Source organism: Coleofasciculus sp. FACHB-542 (genome assembly GCF_014695825.1).
GTDB lineage: Bacteria > Cyanobacteriota > Cyanobacteriia > Cyanobacteriales > FACHB-T130 > FACHB-T130.
In genome coordinates this window covers 108,099-126,191 of record NZ_JACJPB010000038.1, presented here as the reverse complement: position 1 = coordinate 126,191, position 18,093 = coordinate 108,099, and the positions used below count along the sequence as shown (strand labels likewise).

The 18,093-nt window shown below is 47.8% G+C and carries 14 protein-coding genes; 8 read left to right on the top strand and 6 right to left on the bottom strand.

Translation table 11 applies throughout. The annotated features are described in order from the left end of the window. Nucleotides 1–47: 47 nt before the first annotated feature. Complete coding sequence (locus H6F52_RS13900) at nt 48–890, bottom strand: alpha/beta hydrolase (protein ID WP_190535574.1); 843 nt, start codon at nt 888–890, stop codon at nt 48–50. Between the two features lie 84 nt (nt 891–974). On the opposite strand from H6F52_RS13900, the gene gcvH reads away from it, so the two are divergent. From gcvH to H6F52_RS13885, 3 genes are all read left to right on the top strand, one after another. Beyond that, entirely contained in the window at nt 975–1,364 is a 390-nt protein-coding gene (gene gcvH, locus H6F52_RS13895; RefSeq protein ID WP_190535571.1) for a glycine cleavage system protein GcvH, read from the top strand. 254 nt (nt 1,365–1,618) lie between these two features. Next, nucleotides 1,619–4,570: an aminomethyl-transferring glycine dehydrogenase gene (gcvP, locus tag H6F52_RS13890; protein WP_190535568.1), complete on the top strand. Its 2,952-nt coding sequence runs from the start codon at nt 1,619–1,621 to the stop codon at nt 4,568–4,570. A 190-nt stretch (nt 4,571–4,760) separates the two neighbouring features. Beyond that, the gene (locus H6F52_RS13885; protein ID WP_190535565.1) at nt 4,761–5,393 is read left to right on the top strand and encodes a type I restriction enzyme HsdR N-terminal domain-containing protein; all 633 of its coding nucleotides are present in this window, start codon (nt 4,761–4,763) and stop codon (nt 5,391–5,393) included. Between the two features lie 145 nt (nt 5,394–5,538). Here the strand turns inward: H6F52_RS13885 and H6F52_RS13880 are convergent, their stop codons facing one another. Both H6F52_RS13880 and H6F52_RS13875 read right to left on the bottom strand, forming a co-directional pair. Next, a complete protein-coding gene (locus tag H6F52_RS13880) occupies nt 5,539–8,142 on the bottom strand; it encodes a tetratricopeptide repeat protein (RefSeq protein ID WP_190535562.1) in 2,604 nt (867 codons plus the stop codon). A gap of 75 nt (nt 8,143–8,217) precedes the next feature. After that, the gene (locus H6F52_RS13875) at nt 8,218–8,619 is read right to left on the bottom strand and encodes a hypothetical protein (RefSeq protein WP_199300552.1); all 402 of its coding nucleotides are present in this window, start codon (nt 8,617–8,619) and stop codon (nt 8,218–8,220) included. Nucleotides 8,620–8,782: 163 nt separating this feature from the next. Between H6F52_RS13875 and H6F52_RS13870 the strand changes: the two genes are divergently transcribed. Then, nucleotides 8,783–9,295 carry a DUF1648 domain-containing protein gene (locus H6F52_RS13870; RefSeq protein WP_190535559.1) on the top strand — a complete coding sequence of 171 codons (513 nt, stop codon included), beginning with the start codon at nt 8,783–8,785 and terminating at the stop codon, nt 9,293–9,295. Between the two features lie 137 nt (nt 9,296–9,432). On the opposite strand, the gene H6F52_RS13865 is transcribed toward H6F52_RS13870, so the two are convergent. Next, the gene (locus tag H6F52_RS13865) at nt 9,433–10,308 is read right to left on the bottom strand and encodes an NAD(P)-dependent oxidoreductase (protein WP_190535557.1); all 876 of its coding nucleotides are present in this window, start codon (nt 10,306–10,308) and stop codon (nt 9,433–9,435) included. Between the two features lie 272 nt (nt 10,309–10,580). Here H6F52_RS13865 and H6F52_RS13860 point away from each other — a divergent pair, with 272 nt between their 5' ends. Further along, on the top strand, nt 10,581–12,170 hold the full coding sequence (locus H6F52_RS13860) for a cation:proton antiporter (protein ID WP_347276214.1): 1,590 nt from the start codon (nt 10,581–10,583) through the stop codon (nt 12,168–12,170). Here the strand turns inward: H6F52_RS13860 and H6F52_RS13855 are convergent. Together H6F52_RS13855 and H6F52_RS13850 are read right to left on the bottom strand one after the other, a co-directional pair. Further along, on the bottom strand, nt 12,136–12,843 hold the full coding sequence (locus H6F52_RS13855; RefSeq protein WP_190535549.1) for a TrkA family potassium uptake protein: 708 nt from the start codon (nt 12,841–12,843) through the stop codon (nt 12,136–12,138). The two genes, H6F52_RS13860 and H6F52_RS13855, sit on opposite strands and share 35 nt — an antisense overlap. 203 nt (nt 12,844–13,046) lie before the next feature. Beyond that, on the bottom strand, nt 13,047–14,093 hold the full coding sequence (locus tag H6F52_RS13850; protein ID WP_190535546.1) for a WD40 repeat domain-containing protein: 1,047 nt from the start codon (nt 14,091–14,093) through the stop codon (nt 13,047–13,049). Nucleotides 14,094–14,186: 93 nt separating this feature from the next. Between H6F52_RS13850 and der the strand changes: the two genes are divergently transcribed. The 3 genes from der (at nt 14,187) to H6F52_RS13835 (ending at nt 18,022) form a co-directional block, all read left to right on the top strand. Beyond that, a complete protein-coding gene (gene der, locus H6F52_RS13845) occupies nt 14,187–15,551 on the top strand; it encodes a ribosome biogenesis GTPase Der (RefSeq protein WP_190410755.1) in 1,365 nt (454 codons plus the stop codon). 71 nt (nt 15,552–15,622) lie between these two features. After that, nucleotides 15,623–16,582, top strand: a complete 960-nt coding sequence (locus H6F52_RS13840; RefSeq protein WP_190535544.1) for a CbiQ family ECF transporter T component — start codon at nt 15,623–15,625, stop codon at nt 16,580–16,582. Between the two features lie 15 nt (nt 16,583–16,597). After that, complete coding sequence (locus H6F52_RS13835) at nt 16,598–18,022, top strand: anthranilate synthase component I (RefSeq protein ID WP_190535541.1); 1,425 nt, start codon at nt 16,598–16,600, stop codon at nt 18,020–18,022. The last annotated feature ends 71 nt before the right edge of the window (nt 18,023–18,093 follow it).

The following is an 18,093-nucleotide window of genomic DNA, read 5'->3' as shown; positions in this document are numbered from 1 at the left end:
ATCGCGTTTCCAGTCAAGCCTGCGGGGAGTGTGCCTATCCCCAAGCTTCAGCCTCTGGGCAAATTGCGCTGAGACTGCTCTACCAACTGGGCAAACTCCCGCACAGCTTTCTCAGATTTCTGTGCTGCAACCCAGCCAAAGTCATTGTGACCGGCTTCATCCACCCACAAAAAGCGCTTCGGTTCGTTAGCAGCCGCAAAAAGTTGCTCCCCGTGCCAAAAGGGAATCACTTCATCCCGCCTCCCGTGCATGACCAAGACTGGGCAACGCACCTTTTTAATCTTGTCGAGATTGCGGAACCGATCAAACGGCACAATCGGGATGCGCGTCAGCACTCGAAACGCCGTAATAAACGCACTTTCCACAATTAAACCCGCAAGCGGTTGACGAGAAGCCAAATCCACCGCAGGCCCACTTCCCACCGAACGCCCGTAGGCAATAATTCGATTCGGTGGCACACCCAGTTGCTGAGTCAGATAAGTATAAGCAGCGTCGATATCCCGATAAGAATTGCGCTCGGTAGGCGTTCCCTGACTGGTTCCATAGCCACGATAATCGTAGGCGAAGACCTCAAAGCCCATGTCCCGCAAACCTTGACGCACCGACAAGACATCAAATAAGTCTTCGGCGTTACCGTGACTATATAAAATTGTGTAAGTGGCATTGGGATTAGGCAGATAAGCTGCCGAGATTTGCACGCCATCCGTTGTGGTTAGCTTGAGAATCTCGCTACTGTCCCGATAGCTGGACGGCTGGGGCACAAAAATCATCCTATCGGAAAAGAAATAGGCGTAGAAGCAAAGAAAAGCGTAGATGAAGATGGCAGAGCGCATAAGTCTTTTAAGAGAAAATTCACCGAAAACCAGGCGTTTAAGCTTTTTCTTATCCATAATGTTTCTGATATTACGGTTTGAAGCTGTAAACTTAATGGCTGGTTAAAGCTATTTGAGCGCGTATTTGAGGAAGGAAGTGCAATGGCTCTGGAATATCCTGAAGACCTAAAATATTTGGATTCTCACGAGTATGTGCGACTGGAGGGTGAGATTGCCACAATTGGCATCAGCGCCTTTGCAATCGATCAGCTGGGCGATATTGTATTTCTGGATTTGCCAGAAATCGGCGACGCCCTCTCCAAGGGAGAGAGTTTTGGGACAATTGAATCGGTGAAAGCCGTTGAAGATATGTATGCCCCGATCAGCGGGACTGTTATAGAACGCAATACTGCTATCTTGGAAGCTCCGGAACACGTGGCGGAAGATCCTTACGGCGAAGGATGGTTTTTAAAAGTTCGGATTAACGACCCGGATGAGCTGGATGAGGCTTTATCGGCGGATGAGTATCGCTCCCAGGTGGAAGGAGAGTAAATCGGGACTTACGCACTGAAAGCTTGAACCCTAGATCCCCCCCTAACCGCCCTTTTCAAGGGGGAGCCAGAAAAGTCCCGCTTTTTATTGGGGGATTTAGGGGGATCTCTGCGTCATTCCTATAACTAATTCCTTCCAAAATCTAAAATCTAAAATTGCAGTAACTTCGAGACGCGGCAAATCGGTGTTTCTACAGCGCCTGACCCCGAAAAATTATTGCAAAATATGAAATAGTCGCGTCTGGAGAGCAACCTGTGGTAATTTCTATCCCTCATACCGAGTCTAGCCGTCAGCATCTGCTAGAAGAAATGGGAGAGCCGATTTCTTTTGTACAGAGGCATATCGGCCCTACCCCGGACGAAGTCCAGCAAATGCTTGAGGTATTGGGGATATCGACCCTAGATGCCCTAATCGACCAAACGATTCCGCAGGCAATCCGGCGATCGCGTTCTCTGAATGGAGCAACTCCGAAAACAGATTCGCTCCAGCTTCCCCCAGCCCAGAGTGAGTACGCAGCGCTGAGTCGATTGAAAGCGATCGCTTCCAAAAATCAGGTGTTTCGCTCATTGATTGGCATGGGTTATTCCGGCTGCATTACCCCGCCAGTCATTCAACGGAATATTTTAGAAAACCCCGGCTGGTACACCGCCTACACCCCTTATCAGCCAGAAATTGCCCAAGGGCGACTAGAGGCGTTGCTGAATTTCCAGACAATGATTATTGACTTGACAGGTCTGGAAATTGCCAATGCTTCCTTGCTTGATGAAGCAACCGCAGCCGCAGAAGCGATGACGATGAGTTATAGCCTCTGTAAAACCAAGGCAAACGCCTTTTTTGTCTCCAGCGCCTGCCATCCCCAAACGATCGAAGTATTGCAAACACGGGCGAGACCGCTGGGCATTAAGGTTATTGTCGGCACTCATCAGAACTTTGATTTTGAGCAAGCAATTTTTGGGGCAATCCTGCAATATCCTGCCACGGATGGCACGATATACGATTATCGGAGTTTTGTAGAAAAAGCTCATGCAGCGGGTGCTTTAGTCACCGTGGCAGCAGATCCCTTAAGCCTAACTTTGCTGACACCACCGGGAGAATTTGGCGCAGATATTGCGGTAGGAAGCACTCAGCGGTTTGGAATCCCCCTCGGATACGGGGGACCTCATGCAGCCTACTTTGCCACCAAGGAAGAGTATAAGCGGCAGGTGCCCGGGCGGATCGTCGGAGTCTCCAAGGATGCTAACGGCAAGCCAGCGCTGCGTTTAGCTTTGCAAACCCGCGAACAGCATATCCGGCGTGATAAAGCGACCAGTAATATTTGTACCGCGCAAGTTCTCCTGGCGGTGATGGCAAGTATGTATGCCGTTTACCACGGGTCAGCGGGACTGAAAAAAATTGCCCAGAATATTCATCAGCTAACGGGAATTCTGGCGTCAGGATTGAAGCGGCTGGGGTACGGCATCGGTGCAGAGCAATTTTTTGATACGTTGCGGGTTGAATTACGCGATCGCACTCTCGAAGACATTCTCGCAGATGCCCAAGCTCGTCAGATTAACTTGCGGATTCTGGATGCAAATACTGTCGGAATCAGCTTGGACGAAACCACGACCGTACAGGACTTGCAAGACTTATTTGAAATTTTTGCCGGGACACATGAGTTGCCCTTTACGGTGGAAGAGTTGGGGAAAGGCGTAACCCCGTCCATACAAGGGGAACCTTTTGCCCGTAAAAGCAGCTATTTAACTCATCCCGTCTTTAACCGCTATCACTCAGAAACCGAGTTGTTGCGCTACTTGCACCGTCTAGAGGCGAAAGACTTGTCGCTGACAACATCGATGATTCCCTTAGGTTCATGCACGATGAAGCTGAATGCGACGGCGGAAATGATTCCGGTAACGTGGGCGGAATTTGGCAAAATTCATCCTTTTGCCCCTCATTCGCAAACGCGGGGTTATCAAATTCTGTTCCAGCAGCTTGAGGCGTGGTTAGCTGAAATCACTGGCTTTGCGGGCATTTCTCTGCAACCCAATGCCGGATCTCAAGGCGAATATGCGGGACTGCTGGTAATTCGTCAGTATCACGAAAGTCGCGGGGAAGAACATCGGAATGTCTGTCTGATTCCCCAATCTGCCCACGGGACAAATCCTGCCAGTGCGGTCATGTGTGGGATGAAAGTAGTCGCGATCGCTTGCGACGATCGAGGCAATATTGATGTAGACGATCTCAAAGCGAAAGCTGAGAAGCATCGCAATGAACTCGCCGCCTTGATGGTGACATATCCCTCCACTCACGGCGTCTTTGAAGAACCGATTAAAGAAATCTGCAATATTGTCCACGCCAACGGCGGACAAGTTTACATGGACGGGGCGAATATGAACGCCCAAGTCGGCTTGTGCCGTCCCGGAGACTTCGGGGCAGATGTTTGTCACTTAAACTTGCACAAAACCTTCTGTATCCCTCACGGCGGCGGTGGGCCTGGAATGGGGCCAATTGGGGTAATGCCGCATCTCGTGCCATTTTTACCGGGGCACTCGGTTGTCCCAACTGGCGGCGAACAAGGCATCGGTGCCGTTGCAGCCGCACCCTGGGGTAGCGCCAGCATCCTCCCCATTTCTTGGATGTACATCGCCATGATGGGGTCGGCAGGCTTAACAGAAGCGACAAAAGTCGCGATCCTCAATGCAAACTACATCGCCCGTCGCTTAGAAGCTTTCTATCCTGTTTTGTACAAAGGGCAGAATGGTTTGGTGGCGCACGAGTGTATTTTAGATTTGCGATCGCTTAAAAAGTCTGCGGGTATCGAAGTGGATGACATCGCCAAGCGCTTAATGGACTATGGTTTCCACGCCCCGACTGTATCTTGGCCTGTTGCGGGTACGGTAATGGTAGAACCCACAGAAAGCGAATCGAAGGAAGAACTGGATCGTTTCTGCGATGCCATGATCTCAATTCGTCAAGAAATTGCCGAAATTGAATCGGGTAAGATGGACGCTCAAGATAATGTCTTGAAGAACGCACCCCACACCGCAGAAGCTTTAATGACTTCCGAGTGGAATCATTCCTATTCCCGCGAACAAGCTGCTTATCCTGCGCCGTGGACAAGAGAACACAAGTTTTGGCCTACTGTCGGACGCATCGATAATGCTTTTGGCGATCGCAACTTTGTCTGCGCTTGTCTCCCGATGGAAGCTTATAGCAGTCTTCAATGATTCGTGAAGGCGAGATCCTAGGGCTTCTCTTATGAAGTCGGGGATCTGAACCGCTGGCATCTCACAGTAGTCCATTTGCGCTGACATCAAGTAGGGTTTTCTCGGCTAGTAACGAGAAAACCCTATTTTTTTTATTGGGTATTAATGGTTACAATTAATTCATAAATTAACACTAATAACTAATACCCCTATGGTTCAAACAATTCAAGCTAAAGATATTACCCTGCGAGACTTAGAACATAAATTTGGTTTGTTACCTTCTAAAAATAAGAATTTTTTTACTGAATGGGTAGATAGTTTACCTCAAATTACCTCTCAGGAACAGCAATTTTTAGACGAAGTTAAAGAGGAATATCAGCATTTGATTGAACGCCGTCCGATGCTAGAAGATTTAGTAAAAATGGTGGTACTTTCTCCATTGCTAAAATTAGCTGGTTTTTATCGTCCACCTTATGAAATTGAAACGGAAAAATCTGTAACGATTTCAGATAAAGATGAAGACGGAGTTATAGTGCAGGGAAAAATTGATATTTTGGTTTTACAAAGTGAACTATGGGTGGTGGTTATAGAGTCTAAAAGACCGCTATTTTCTTTGGATATAGCGATACCTCAAATACTCGCTTATATCTTAGCTAATCCTCATTCTGATAAACCAACATTTGGATTTATCAGCAATGGCAGTCATTTCAGATTTATAAAACTCACCAAGCAAGACACGCCCCAGTACGCCTTATCGGATGAATTTACCCTCTATCGACGGGGGAATGAGTTGTATAGTGTTCTGAGTATCTTAAAGCGATTGGGTGAATTGGTGGTAGGGTAGCGATCGCATTTAATAATTTGAACCACAAAGATGCGCTAGTGTAGCGAAGGCGATAGCCGTTAGGACAAGGAAGGAAGAGAGAGGCGATCGCATTTTTTTTGAACGACATAGGTGTAGAGGACGCAAAAAGGGTATCGTCCTTGACTCATCGCTGCCTGAAGAAGGTGTGTAGCAATCGCCATAGGCGGTAAACCCATCGCAATAAAAAGCCGACTATAGCTTTTGGAAAACTGACCCAAACGTTAGTCTTTCTGAAAAGATTTTGAATTGCATTCTCAACATTTTGGACATTTACATCCAGTCCCATTGCTTGATATAGATCGCGGGCATTTTGATAAGCATGAATGGCTTCTGATTTTCGACCTAGCTTTGCCAAGGCATATCCTAAATTAAATAAAGAGTTCGCTTCCCCCTTGCGATTGCTAATCTCCCGGAATATTGTAAGGGACTGCTGATGGTAATCAATTGCCAGTGGGTATTTTCCTAGAGAATCGTAAGCATCGCCCAAACTATTGAGAGAATTTGCTTCCTCCTGGCGATTGCCAATCTCCCGGAATATTGTAAGGGACTGCTGATGGTAATCAATTGCCAGTGGGTATTTTTCTAGAAAATGGTAAGCAATGCCCAAACTGTTGAGAGAATTTGCTTCCCCCTGGCGATTGCGAATCTCCCGGAATATTGCAAGGGACTGCTGATAGTAATCAATTGCCAGTGGGTATTTTTCTAGAAAATGGTAAGCAATGCCCAAACTCCTGAGAGAATTTGCTTCCTGGCGATCGCCAATCTCCCGTTCTATTGCCAGTGACTGTTGATGGTAATTAATTGCCAGTGAGTATTTTCCTAGAAAATGGTAAGCAATGCCCAAACTGTTGAGAGAATTTGCTTCCCCCTGGCGATCGCCAATCTCCCGGAATATTCCCAGAGACTGCTGACGGTAATCAATTACCAGTTGGTATTGTCCTAGAGAACCGTAAACATTACCCAAACTATTGAGAGAATTCGCTTCCCCCTGGCGATTGCCAATCTCCCGAAATATTGCCAAAGACTGCTGATGGTAATCAACTGCTAGTTGGTATTGTCCTAGAGAACCGTAAACATTGCCCAAACTCTTGAGAGAATTTGCTTCCCCCTGGCGATCGCCAATCTCCCGGAATATTGCCAGAGACTGCTGACGGTAATCAATTGCCAGTTGGTATTGTCCTAGAGAATCGTAAGCAATGCCAAAGCTTAAGAGAGAATTTGCTTCCCCCTGGCGATTGCCAATCTCCCGGAATATTGCCAGAGACTGCTGACGGTAATCAATTGCCAGTTGGTATTGTCCTAGAGAATCGTAAGCAATGCCCAAATTACCGAGAGAAGCCGCTTCCCTCTGGCGATCGCCAATCTCCCGGAATATTGCCAGAGACTGCTGATAGTAATCAATGGCGAGTCGGTATTGTCCCAGGGAATTGTAAGCATTGCCCAAGCTAGTTAGAGAAGCTACGAATTCCCAACTCTCGGAGTTATTTTGCTGCCATGCTTCAACTAACGGCCTGTACAGTTCAACTCGGACAGTGTTGTAACCCCGTAAAGCTAGAAAATCTTCACACAGGCGAATAGTGTTGAAGGCGTCGTCATACTCTCCTAACTGATAGCAGTGATAGAAAACTTCTAGGTATTCTGCTACATCACTTATTGTCTGCCAGGGTTCTGATTTGGCATTTTCTTTGTAGTATGCGATCGCTTTTTGGTGCGCCTCGGTTAGATCGCTCGCTCTTTGCTTGATATATGCCAAAATGAACGGGTGAAACTGAAACCATCGCTCCCTATTCTTATCCCTTTCCTCCTGCAACAAAGAACGTCTAGCCAACTGCCTTAAATCCCGTTCCAATACCTCTTCCCCTGGTAATTGGGCAACTGCCATCGCCGCATTGAAAGCAATCCGATAAACACTCAAATTTAGTAGCAGTCGTTGCAACTTGTCACTGAGTCGGTTAAAGCTGGCATCTAACACTAGGCGCATCCAGCTATCGGTTGTTTTGCCCCGGTGCAACCCTTTTAGCTTCTCGTCAGTCACTAACTGGGCTACGTCAGCCAAACCATACCTCTGTAAGTAGCTAATCTGCGGATCTGATTCCTCCTCTGCCTTCAAAAAACCTGCAACCAGCGTCAGCAGCAGGGGATGTCCTTGTGCCTTTTTCGCAAAATCTTGCAACTCTGTCTCAGTTCCCAGAACCCCCGCAGCCCTCAACAAATTAGCCCCCTCTGCTGGTGACAATCCCGGCAAAGGAAGCCATTTCAACTTGATTGCTGGAAAATCCGGGCGTTCCCGCGTCGTCACCAGAATGACACTCTTACCGCCACATCCCAACCAACCATGAAAAAACTCCTCGTAGATAGCATCCAACCACTGCCCATCGTGTTGCAGCAGACTTTCCAGGTTGTCTATGACAAGTAAATGCCGCCCCTCCCGCAGATGGTTCACCAACGCATTCACCAGTGACAATTCTGAAATTGCATCCACAGTGGACGCGGAAAATCCCAACCGCAGCAAGACTCGCCGCGCAAACTCGGTAAAAGTCACCCGGCGATTGACATCTACCCAGAATTTTTTATCAAACTCAGCGCTATCGTCGTCATAGATTTTCGCAGCCAGGGTAGATTTACCAAAGCCACCCAAACCCGTAATGCCAATCAGCCGGATATTTCCATCCGCCATCCATTCCCCGATTTTCTGCCTTTCCTCCGTGCGCCCTTGCCAATAATCCAAGCTAGGAGGACTTTCATCGAGGTTAGGTGAGTTTTGAACTGGTTGAGGGTTGGTTCCCTGGTTGACTACCAGCAGTCAGGGGTTATGGATAACGTCACCAATATGCCCAACTGTATCAGCTTTGACTTGATAGCCTTTACTGCTGTCGTAGTTACTCTGATTCATGCTGCTGTTGTCTTCCAGGTTGCTGTCATTAATTTCCCTGGCAAGTGCTTGAATCTCTTGGGCAAAGGTTGGCTCTTTATCCATGCAAGCCTGCAAATATTCAGTAACCTGCACTAATTCGGACTTCGAGCCTTGCTCAACGGCTTTAATGGCTCTTTCTGCCTCCGGATTACCCCATAATTGATTCCAAATCTTCTGGCGTAGCAGATTTAACTTTTCAATGGCGATTTCCGTCAACTTACCAGCGCCACCTTCTATCATTCCGCCAAAGGCAATTTCTGCAATCTTTGCTGCTGTAAATTCAAATATCATCTGTCACAGGTTGGCTATGCTTTCCATTTGTTGTAGCCCATCAACCCTCTATCTGCCAATGTTAAGATTGATGGCTTTACTAACTTCTCTCTAATTATGGCGATTGACTTTAGAGATAAACTGTGTATTAAATATATGCCGTTCTCGCCTAGCAATTAACCCTATGACTAGGAACCCATCAAATCAACGACCGATTTTGACAATAGTGCGATCGCCTATTAGTTGGATGTTAGAAATAGCCGCAGTTGCAGGGCTTTTCTGCATCGTTGTAATTACCCTACAATCTTGGCCAAATCTACCCAACAGTATTCCTATCCATTTTAAGATGGGAGGCAAACCAAATGCTACGGGTAGCAAACAATTAATCTGGCTTTTCCCCAGCTTATCTATTTTAGTTTATGTAGTGTTTACAGTGCTGCGTCAGTTTCCCCATACCTTTAATTATATTTGGGGAATTACAGAGCAAAATGTCGCTAAACAATATCAGCTAGCCGTTAACTTATTAGACTGGAATAAGGCAGAAGTTATGTGGATACTTGCATTTATAGAATGGCAGATTATCCAGGTAAGTTTGGGACATTCTGCTGAATTGAGCGTAGATTTTTTCTCGGTAGTAATGCCACTGTTTTTGGTCACAAATGGGCTGTATTTTTGGCAAGCATATCAAGCTCGTTAGTGAATATCTTTAATGCTCATTATGTACATTTCATAAGCCACCTTGAACTTATCCCTCTCTGCCTCCGGCACCCCTCTCCGCCTGCGGAGAGGGGCTGGGGGTGAGGTTCCAAATGACAACTGTTTAAACAATTAATCTCAAACCTTCTCCCGCAATGCCGCTAACTCTTCCCGTACAGATAAAGGCGAGTATCCTAATTCAAAAGCCTTTGAACTATCTAAAGAAACATCTGCTGGTCTTGGTGCAGCCATTTTCACATCTTCTTGTCGGCAAGATTTAAGCCCCGCTTCAGGAAGTTGCAAAACTTCCACTAATAAACGTCCAAACTCATAGCGCGATATCCGCTCTTTCCCGCCTAAATGAAGGCGTCCGTTTACTTTCTCCAATGCCAATAAAAGCCCTTTTGCTGCCGTTGTTCCGCTGACTGGTGTTCGGAATTCATCGATAAATAAACTTAATTCTTTCCCCTCTCTCAGCATTTGGATAAATGGCTGCATAAAACTTGTGGCGGTAGGCGTTGCCATCCCAAACATTAAAGGCATTCGGCAAACAGCAGTCATCGGATAACGTTCTAACATCCCTTGCTCCGCCATCACTTTTTGTTCCCCATAAACATTGACAGGAGACACGGGATCGGTTTCCCGATAGGGAGGGTTTAAGTCATCGAAAACTAAGTCAGTTGAAGTGAAAACGCAAGGAATCGAAGCATCCGCACAAAGTCCAGCAATATTACAAGATGCAGTGACATTAATCGGGTAGGATTCATCAAGATATTGTTGGCAAAAATTAGGTTGCGATCGCGCGGCGGTATGAATCACTCCATCAGGCTTAATTTCTTGGAACAAATGCTTGAGTTCCTGAAAATCCTTTAACTCAACTTTCAGCAAATTTACGCCAGGAATCTCTAGAGAATGGGAAAAATAAGTTCCATAAACCTCCCATTCTTGTTTTGCTAGCTGGCAAAGATGCCACCCTAAAAAACCACTGGCACCTGTAACTAAGAGTTTTTTCATCGGATTACCAAACCTGTCATATAAGCCCACAAGCTTCCGCCAGGGGCTAAACCAACCAAGCCTGCGATCGCAGACGAAAATCTCTGGAAGCGTCAACCGCAGCCAAAGCCCGCGAAAGCCGTACCTTTAAAGGTAACGGCTGTTAACTCAGAACAAAAGCATCGTAGCTCATCCTTTAAGATACTAAGGGCAGTTTTGTAGAACCTGACCCTTGGTGTATCGTTCATCACTTGTGAGTACGCGCTATGCAGTGGCTAAGCGAGCGATCGCTCATGGCAGTCCCGACGGTCACAGGCAGCGAGAATCAGGGAAATGTTGCTGAATTAGTAATTTTTCTGATCGTCTTGTTGTTGGTTGCCACGGGGGTTGCCTTACTATCTCGACGATTTCGGATTCCCTACATTACAGGGTTAGTATTGGCAGGGTTAGCGATTACAGAGCTTTTGCCAGGTCGCATCCGTCTCGATTCCTCCCTGATTTTTAATCTTTTTTTGCCGATTCTACTGTTTGAATCGGCAATTAATACCGACATCAGTCGTCTACGCAGCACGTTTAAACCCATTGCCTTATTAGCAGGAGTGGGATTTCCCTTCTGCGCTGCCATCACCTCAGTCTTGCTGAAACTAGAACTCGGCTTAGATTGGGTTCCCGCCTTGCTAGTTGGGGTTATTTTGTCAATTACAGACACCGCCTTAGTGATTGCGGTTTTCAAGGAAGTATCTGTTCCCTACCGACTGGTCACGCTCGTAGAAGGTGAAAGCTTAGTCAACGATGATGTGGCGCTGGTTTTATTTAGCCTGATCTTGACTGCAAATTCAACCGGATCATTAACGCCCCTTGATGTCGTACAAGCATTTTTGTTCGTGATTGTCGGCGGAATCTTAGTTGGCTTAGCCTTGGGCTATCTCAGTATTGGTTTATTTAGCCAAGCAGACGATCCTCTCAGCGTGATTCTACTCACGATTGCCGTAGCGCTGGGAGCCTTTCAACTGGGCGAATTTTTCCACGTATCGGGTGTGGTTGCCGTTGTAGTGGCAGGGCTAATTGTCGGCAACTTGGGGGTTTCTCGCAGTACCTCTGCTTCTACTCAAGTTACTTTGTTCAGCTTCTGGGAATTCGCCGGGTTTGGTGTCAATACCTTTATTTTCTTACTCATTGGCTTAGAGATTAATCTTGTCACCCTTTGGCAGACGCTACCAGCCGTTCTTCTCGCACTAATTGCCTACCAAGTCGGGAGGGCACTCACCGTTTATCCACTCTTAGACTTAGTGCGTTTTTTTGACAAACCCATTCCTGTGAAATGGCGGCACGTTCTCTTTATGGGCAATATTAAAGGCTCACTTTCAACCGCCTTGGCGTTAAGTTTACCGGCTAATTTACCAGGGCGAGATAAGCTGGTTGTCATTGTCTTAGGAATTGTGCTGCTGTCGTTGGTGGGACAGGGAGTAAGTTTACCGGGGTTTGTACGACGGTTAAAGCTCGATCGCCATTCCGAATCACGGCAGCAGATCGAAGAATTGCAAGCTCAATTGATGACTTCCAAAGCAGCGCAGGATGAATTGGAGAGTCTCCTGAAATCGGGAGTTTTACCAAAATCAATCTACGAAGAGATGCGAGCAGCTTATCAGGTGCGGGTAGCAGCTTCTGAAAGAACGTTGCGGGAGATATATAATCAGCGTCCCGAAGACTCTGCTGATGAAAGTAGCGATCGCCTAAAATTAGACACGATTCGTCGGCAATTACTCTTGGCAGAAAAGCAGGTACTCAATGACGCCCTCCGCAGACGAATTCTCTCAGAAGAAGTGGTGCAAGAACGCATCAAAACCATTAACGAGCAACTTCTAAGTTTGGAAGATGACTAGAACACAACCCTAAGAAATCAATCACTTGATGTAACTTTTCCGATTTCGTGACGACTAGCACAGTTGCTCCCGCCTCTAGCACTGTCTTTCCATTCGGAATGACGAGATCGGTTTGGGGATGGGATTGATAGCCAATAATTAAAGAACCGCTGGGAAACCGAGAATCCTGAGCGACTTGTGCCACGGTACGACCCGCAATGTCAGACTCCGGTGGCACTTTGAGTTTGAAGACTTCTACCTGACCCTGCTCAAAGTGCATCATTGATTCTACTTGGGGATATTCGATCGCATTTACCATCGTGGTCACGGCTAGGTCAACCGTACTGATAACATGATGCGCTCCGGCAATCCGATAAGGTTCGGCAAAATCACTTTGGCGCATCCGAGTCACGATATGGGAGACGCCATAGTGCTTGGCAAGTGTCACCATTGCCAGATTTAACGCATCATTGCGGAGGGCGGCAACAAGGGCATCTGCCTTGCGAATTCCTGCTTCCATTAGCACTTGCGTACTGACGGCACTGCCTTCAAAAGCCATCGCTCCGACTTGTTCGCGAGCATACCGGCAGGCGGTGGGATCGGTATCGATGATGGCAACCGTGTGTCCTAATTCTACTAATTGTTGGGCTAAGTCCAGCCCGACCAGTCCTGCTCCACCAATCAATACGTACATGGCTAACCTCTGTTGCAGGTATTTACGTCTGACCCTCAAAATCTACAGTGTAGTTGCTGGGTGGCGAAAGGAGTAAATTATCCCAATTGTTACTCAGGGCGATCGCGTTTTTAAATTTGCACCGCAACGGACAATGGCAGAGGAAAGTTGAAAAGCTGGCATCATATCCACTTGAAAATTGTTAATCAGAAAAACTTTCCTATTCACTCTTGAGCAGGCACCTGCCAAATCTTAATGCTGCCATCATGGCTACCAGTCGCTAAAGTTTGCCCATCGGGACTGAAAGCGAAGGAATTTACTTTACTGTCATCTCCTGCCAGAGTGCTTTTAAGTTCGCCGGTGCGAGGATTCCACAGTTTGATTGCATTGTCCAAACTGCCGCTGGCGATCGCTTGCCCCTTGGGGCTAAAAGCAACAGAATTAATTAAATTGGCATTTCCCTTCAAAGTGGCGATCGCTTCCCCGTTACGAGGATTCCACAGCTTGATGGTGCCGTCATTACTGCCACTCGCCAGGAGTTTTCCATCGGGACTGAAGGCGACGGAATTTACCCAATCAGAATGCCCTTCTAGGGTACGAATGCGGATGCCCGTGCGCGGATTCCATAAGTTGATCGAGCGATCGGCACTACCACTGGCTAATGTTTGCCCATCCGGGCTAAAGGTAACGCAATTCACCGCATCTAAATTCCCCGTCAGGGTGCGGATGAGTTCCCCGTTGCTCAGCTGCCAAAGCTTGATCGTCTTGTCTAAACCACTGCTGGCTAAAGTTTTTCCATCGGGACTGATGGCAATGGATAAAACTGAGGTGGAATCCCCGTTAAGGGTGTGGATGAGTGACCCGTTACTGAGTTGCCATATCTTGATGGTGCCGTCATAACTGCCACTGGCAACAAGTTTTTTATCCGGACTAATGGCAACGGCATGAATGGGTTTGATATGTCCTGCTAGGGTACGGATGCGGATACCTTTGGGTAAATTCCACAACTTGATAGTGCCATCTTCACCGCCACTGGCAAGAATCTGCCCATCGGTACTGATGGCGATCGCCTGCACATACTTAGAATGCCCTGTAAGCGTGTTGAGTGGCTGGGCTGGCTGGGATGCCGTAGTTGATGTAAAGGCTAAGGTTAAATCCTCCTCTTTTACAGGGTTGGCAGAGGATTCGAGCGAACTGCACCCAGTCAAAGTCGTCACTGCACCCAAAGCGATCGCCACGAAAACTTTTCCGAACGTTGGCTGATGTGTCATGGATAGTCACCGCAGAAAACATCACGTCTATCCAGGATGGATACAATATAAATTTGGAGCTGTCATCATCCACTCGGATGAGCATATCTGGTTATGTCCCTGCCTGTTGTCGCTATTATCGGTCGCCCGAATGTGGGCAAATCTACTCTTGTCAATCGATTGGCAGGTGTACAAGACGCCATTGTGCATGATGAACCTGGAGTCACGCGCGATCGCACCTATCGTTCCGCCTTCTGGGAAGACCGGGAGTTCGTCATCGTTGATACCGGCGGCTTGGTGTTTAATGATGACACCGAGTTTTTACCCCTGATTCGGGAACAGGCAATGTTGGCACTCTCAGAAGCGAGTGCAGCAATCTTTGTCGTCGATGGTCAGAGTGGTTTAACAGCAGCGGATGAAACGATCGCCGACTGGTTGCGTCAACAACCCGTGCCCGTCCTGCTAGCGGTGAATAAATGCGAATCCTCCGAACAAGGTCTCACCCAAGCAATGGAGTTTTGGGAACTGGGATTGGGCGAACCCTTCCCTGTCTCTGGCATTCATGGGAGTGGCACCGGCGAATTACTCGATGCCCTGATTACCTATATCGTGCCAGCAGGAGAAATCCCAGAAACTGAAGAAATTAAAGTCGCCATTGTCGGACGTCCCAATGTCGGGAAATCCAGCTTGTTGAACGCTTTTGTCGGCGAAAATCGTTCTATCGTTAGCCCCATCTCTGGCACGACCCGCGATGCCATCGATATGGTAGTAGAACGCAACGGTAAAACCTACCGATTGATCGATACCGCCGGGATTCGCAAAAAGAAAAACGTTGAATACGGCCCGGAATTTTTTGGGATTAATCGTGCGTTTAAAGCAATTCGTCGCGCCGACGTAGTTTTATTAGTCATTGACGCGGTGGATGGCATCACCGAACAAGACCAAAAACTGGCTGGGCGGATTGATGAAGAAGGTCGCGCTTGTGTCATCGTCATCAATAAGTGGGATGCAGTTGAAAAGGATTCCTACACCATCTACGAGTTTGAACGCAACTTTAAAGGACGGTTGAACTTTATCGATTGGGCAGAAACAATTTTTGTCAGCGCTCAAACAGGTCAGCGGGTGGAAAAAATTCTAGATTTAGTGAATACAGCCGCCGAACAACACAAACGCCGCGTCACGACTGCTGTAATTAATGAAGTGCTACAAGAAGCGATTTCTTGGGTTTCCCCGCCCACGACCCGCCAAGGGCGTCAGGGCAAGATTTATTACGGCACCCAAGTGAGCAGCCAACCTCCAGCGATCGCGCTATTTGTCAACGATCCCAAACGCTTCAATGACAACTATCGCCGCTACATCGAAGGTCAATTCCGAAAACAGTTGGGTTTTACTGGAACCCCAGTACGCTTATTCTGGAGAGGGAAAAAAGTCCGCGAGGTGGAAGCGGGCAGTCGTAGTAACCGAGCTACTCGCGTTTAATCGATTAAAAATTAAAAATGTAAAATGAATTTTTGCATTTTTAATTTTTAATGTTTAATTTTTAATTTTCTATGGATTTACTGCGATCGCTGCCGCTGGGGCTGTACCTCGAACAACCAATCACTTGGCTACATCACCTCGACCCCAGGGTGAAAATAGCTTGGTTGATGAGCTTTCTCATCGCTCCAGTCCTGGCAAATCCCATCTGGCGTATCGCTCTGGCGGTGCTGCTAGTTGCCATTACTGTGACGGCGGCGATTCCATTGCGCGTATGGAAGCAACAAATGGGTTGGCTGTTAATGCTGTGCTTTTTTGTGTTCATCCTGAGCATGATTGCTCCCGATGGGCTAGGAGCGGACTCTCAGCGACGCCTCCCAGCCGATGAAATATCTTTTATTCAGACTGCTACTCCCAAACCAGGAGTTGTCAAATCCGCTGCAACTCAAAAACCAGAGGCGACAAAACCAGTCTCCTCTCAAAACCCTTCAAACTACCGTTACGTGCTGTTCCACCAAGGGCCAGTCAAAATTACTCGCAAGTCCTTGGCGCTAGCGATTAACGTGAGTACCTTACTATTTACCTTAATTTACAGCACCAACCTGTTTTTGCTGACCACAGCTCCAGAGGAGATTACTGCGGGGATCGAGAGTTTGATGCGACCGCTGCGAGCATTCAAATTTCCCGTGACAGAAATTGCTCTAACTTTGACTTTATCGCTGCGCTTTATTCCCCTGGTTTTAGAAGAAGTGCAAAATTTAGTTCGTTCCGTGCGGACACGGGCAATTAACTGGAAAAAACTGGGTATCCGCAAAAGTCTGCAACTTTGGTTGATGGTCGCCGAACGATTGTTAGAAAATCTCCTCTTACGAGCCGAGCAAATTGCTAGCGCCATGAAGGTTCGCGGCTTTACCACTCCCAACAGCCATCGCGTCCAGTGGCACCAGTTGCGTCTCAAGAAGAGCGACTGGGCGGGACTGGTGAGTTTAGTCGTACTTTGGGGGGCACGGCTGATGTGGGGATGGGAGAGTTAAGAATTAAAAATTCATATGAAACCTTGGTTTTGGCGATCGCTTCCTTTACAACATCGAACTGGCTCAGAAGTATTCGCCGCCCTGTTTCTGGACGCTGGTAAAATTGCTACCCTACTCGAAAGTCCCTACAATCCGCTCCTTCAACACTCAACTGAAGCCAAGAACGCGATCGCCAGATATTCGATTTGTGCCGGTGCGCCGCGCTTTATAGATGGCGTGCAGGCAGTGTGGACTCCACCCGTTGGCGAGATCCTCCCCTTCCTACGCCGCTTGCGGCAACGTTCTGCCTTCAGGGATGAATCTCTACAGCCGTCAGAGCTGCCTTTCACTGGCGGCTGGCTGGGATGGCTGGGTTATGACCTCGCTTGGGAGATCGAGCAGCTACCCAATTTAAATTCTGATCCCCTACCATTCCCGGTTGCTTATTGGTATGAACCAGCATCCTTTGCTGTCCTCGATCACTGGGAACAAACCCTATGGCTAGCCGCTAGCGATGAAGCCGAACTCGATTCCCTGCAAAGCCTGCTGGAAAGCCGAACGCAGTGCGGGATAGCAGAGGAGCCAGCATCTTCAATCCAAAATCCAAAATCCCCCCATTTCCATTTTTGGACGCCCCAAACTGATTACGAAGATGCGGTGCGGCAAGCGAAAAAGTATATCCAAGCCGGAGATATCTTTCAGGCAAATCTTTCCCTACGCTTTGAAAGCCGCGTAACCGCCAGTCCTTGGGCAATTTATCAAGCGTTACACCAAATTAATCCTTCTCCCTTTGCTAGCTATTGGCAGACTCCGTGGGGGGCACTCATCAGCTGTTCTCCAGAACGATTGGTTCAGATGCACGATCGACAAGCGCAAACGCGACCGATTGCGGGAACGCGATCGCGCGGCACCACACCCGCCCTCGACGAGCATCTGGCGCAAGACTTGATTGCCAATGCCAAAGAAAGAGCCGAACACATTATGCTGGTCGATTTAGAGCGAAACGACTTGGGGCGAGTGTGCGAGTGGGGTTCTGTAGAAGTCAACGAACTTTTTACAATTGAGCGCTACAGCCATGTCATGCACCTCGTAAGCAACGTTATCGGTAAAATTCGCCCAAACTACGACGCTGTTGACCTAATTCGCGCCTTCTTCCCTGGCGGTACTATCACTGGGTGTCCGAAAGTCCGCTGCATGGAAATCATTGAAGAACTCGAACCCGTGCGTCGCAATTTGTTCTACGGTTCCTGTGGCTTTCTCGATTGGCGCGGGCACCTAGATTTAAATATCTTGATCCGTACTCTCCTCTATCCCAAGCGTGCCGATGCAGCGATGGTTTACGGGCAAGTCGGGGCGGGAATCGTTGCCGATAGCGATCCAGAACGAGAATGGCATGAGTCTCTACACAAAGCTCAAGCTCTGCTAGCAGCCCTGGGAAGTTTTAATGTTATTAGTGATTAGTTCTGGGTCATCAGTCAAATACCATTGGCGAATGGCTACCAGACAGGGTTTTGAAGAGCCACTCTTCTATT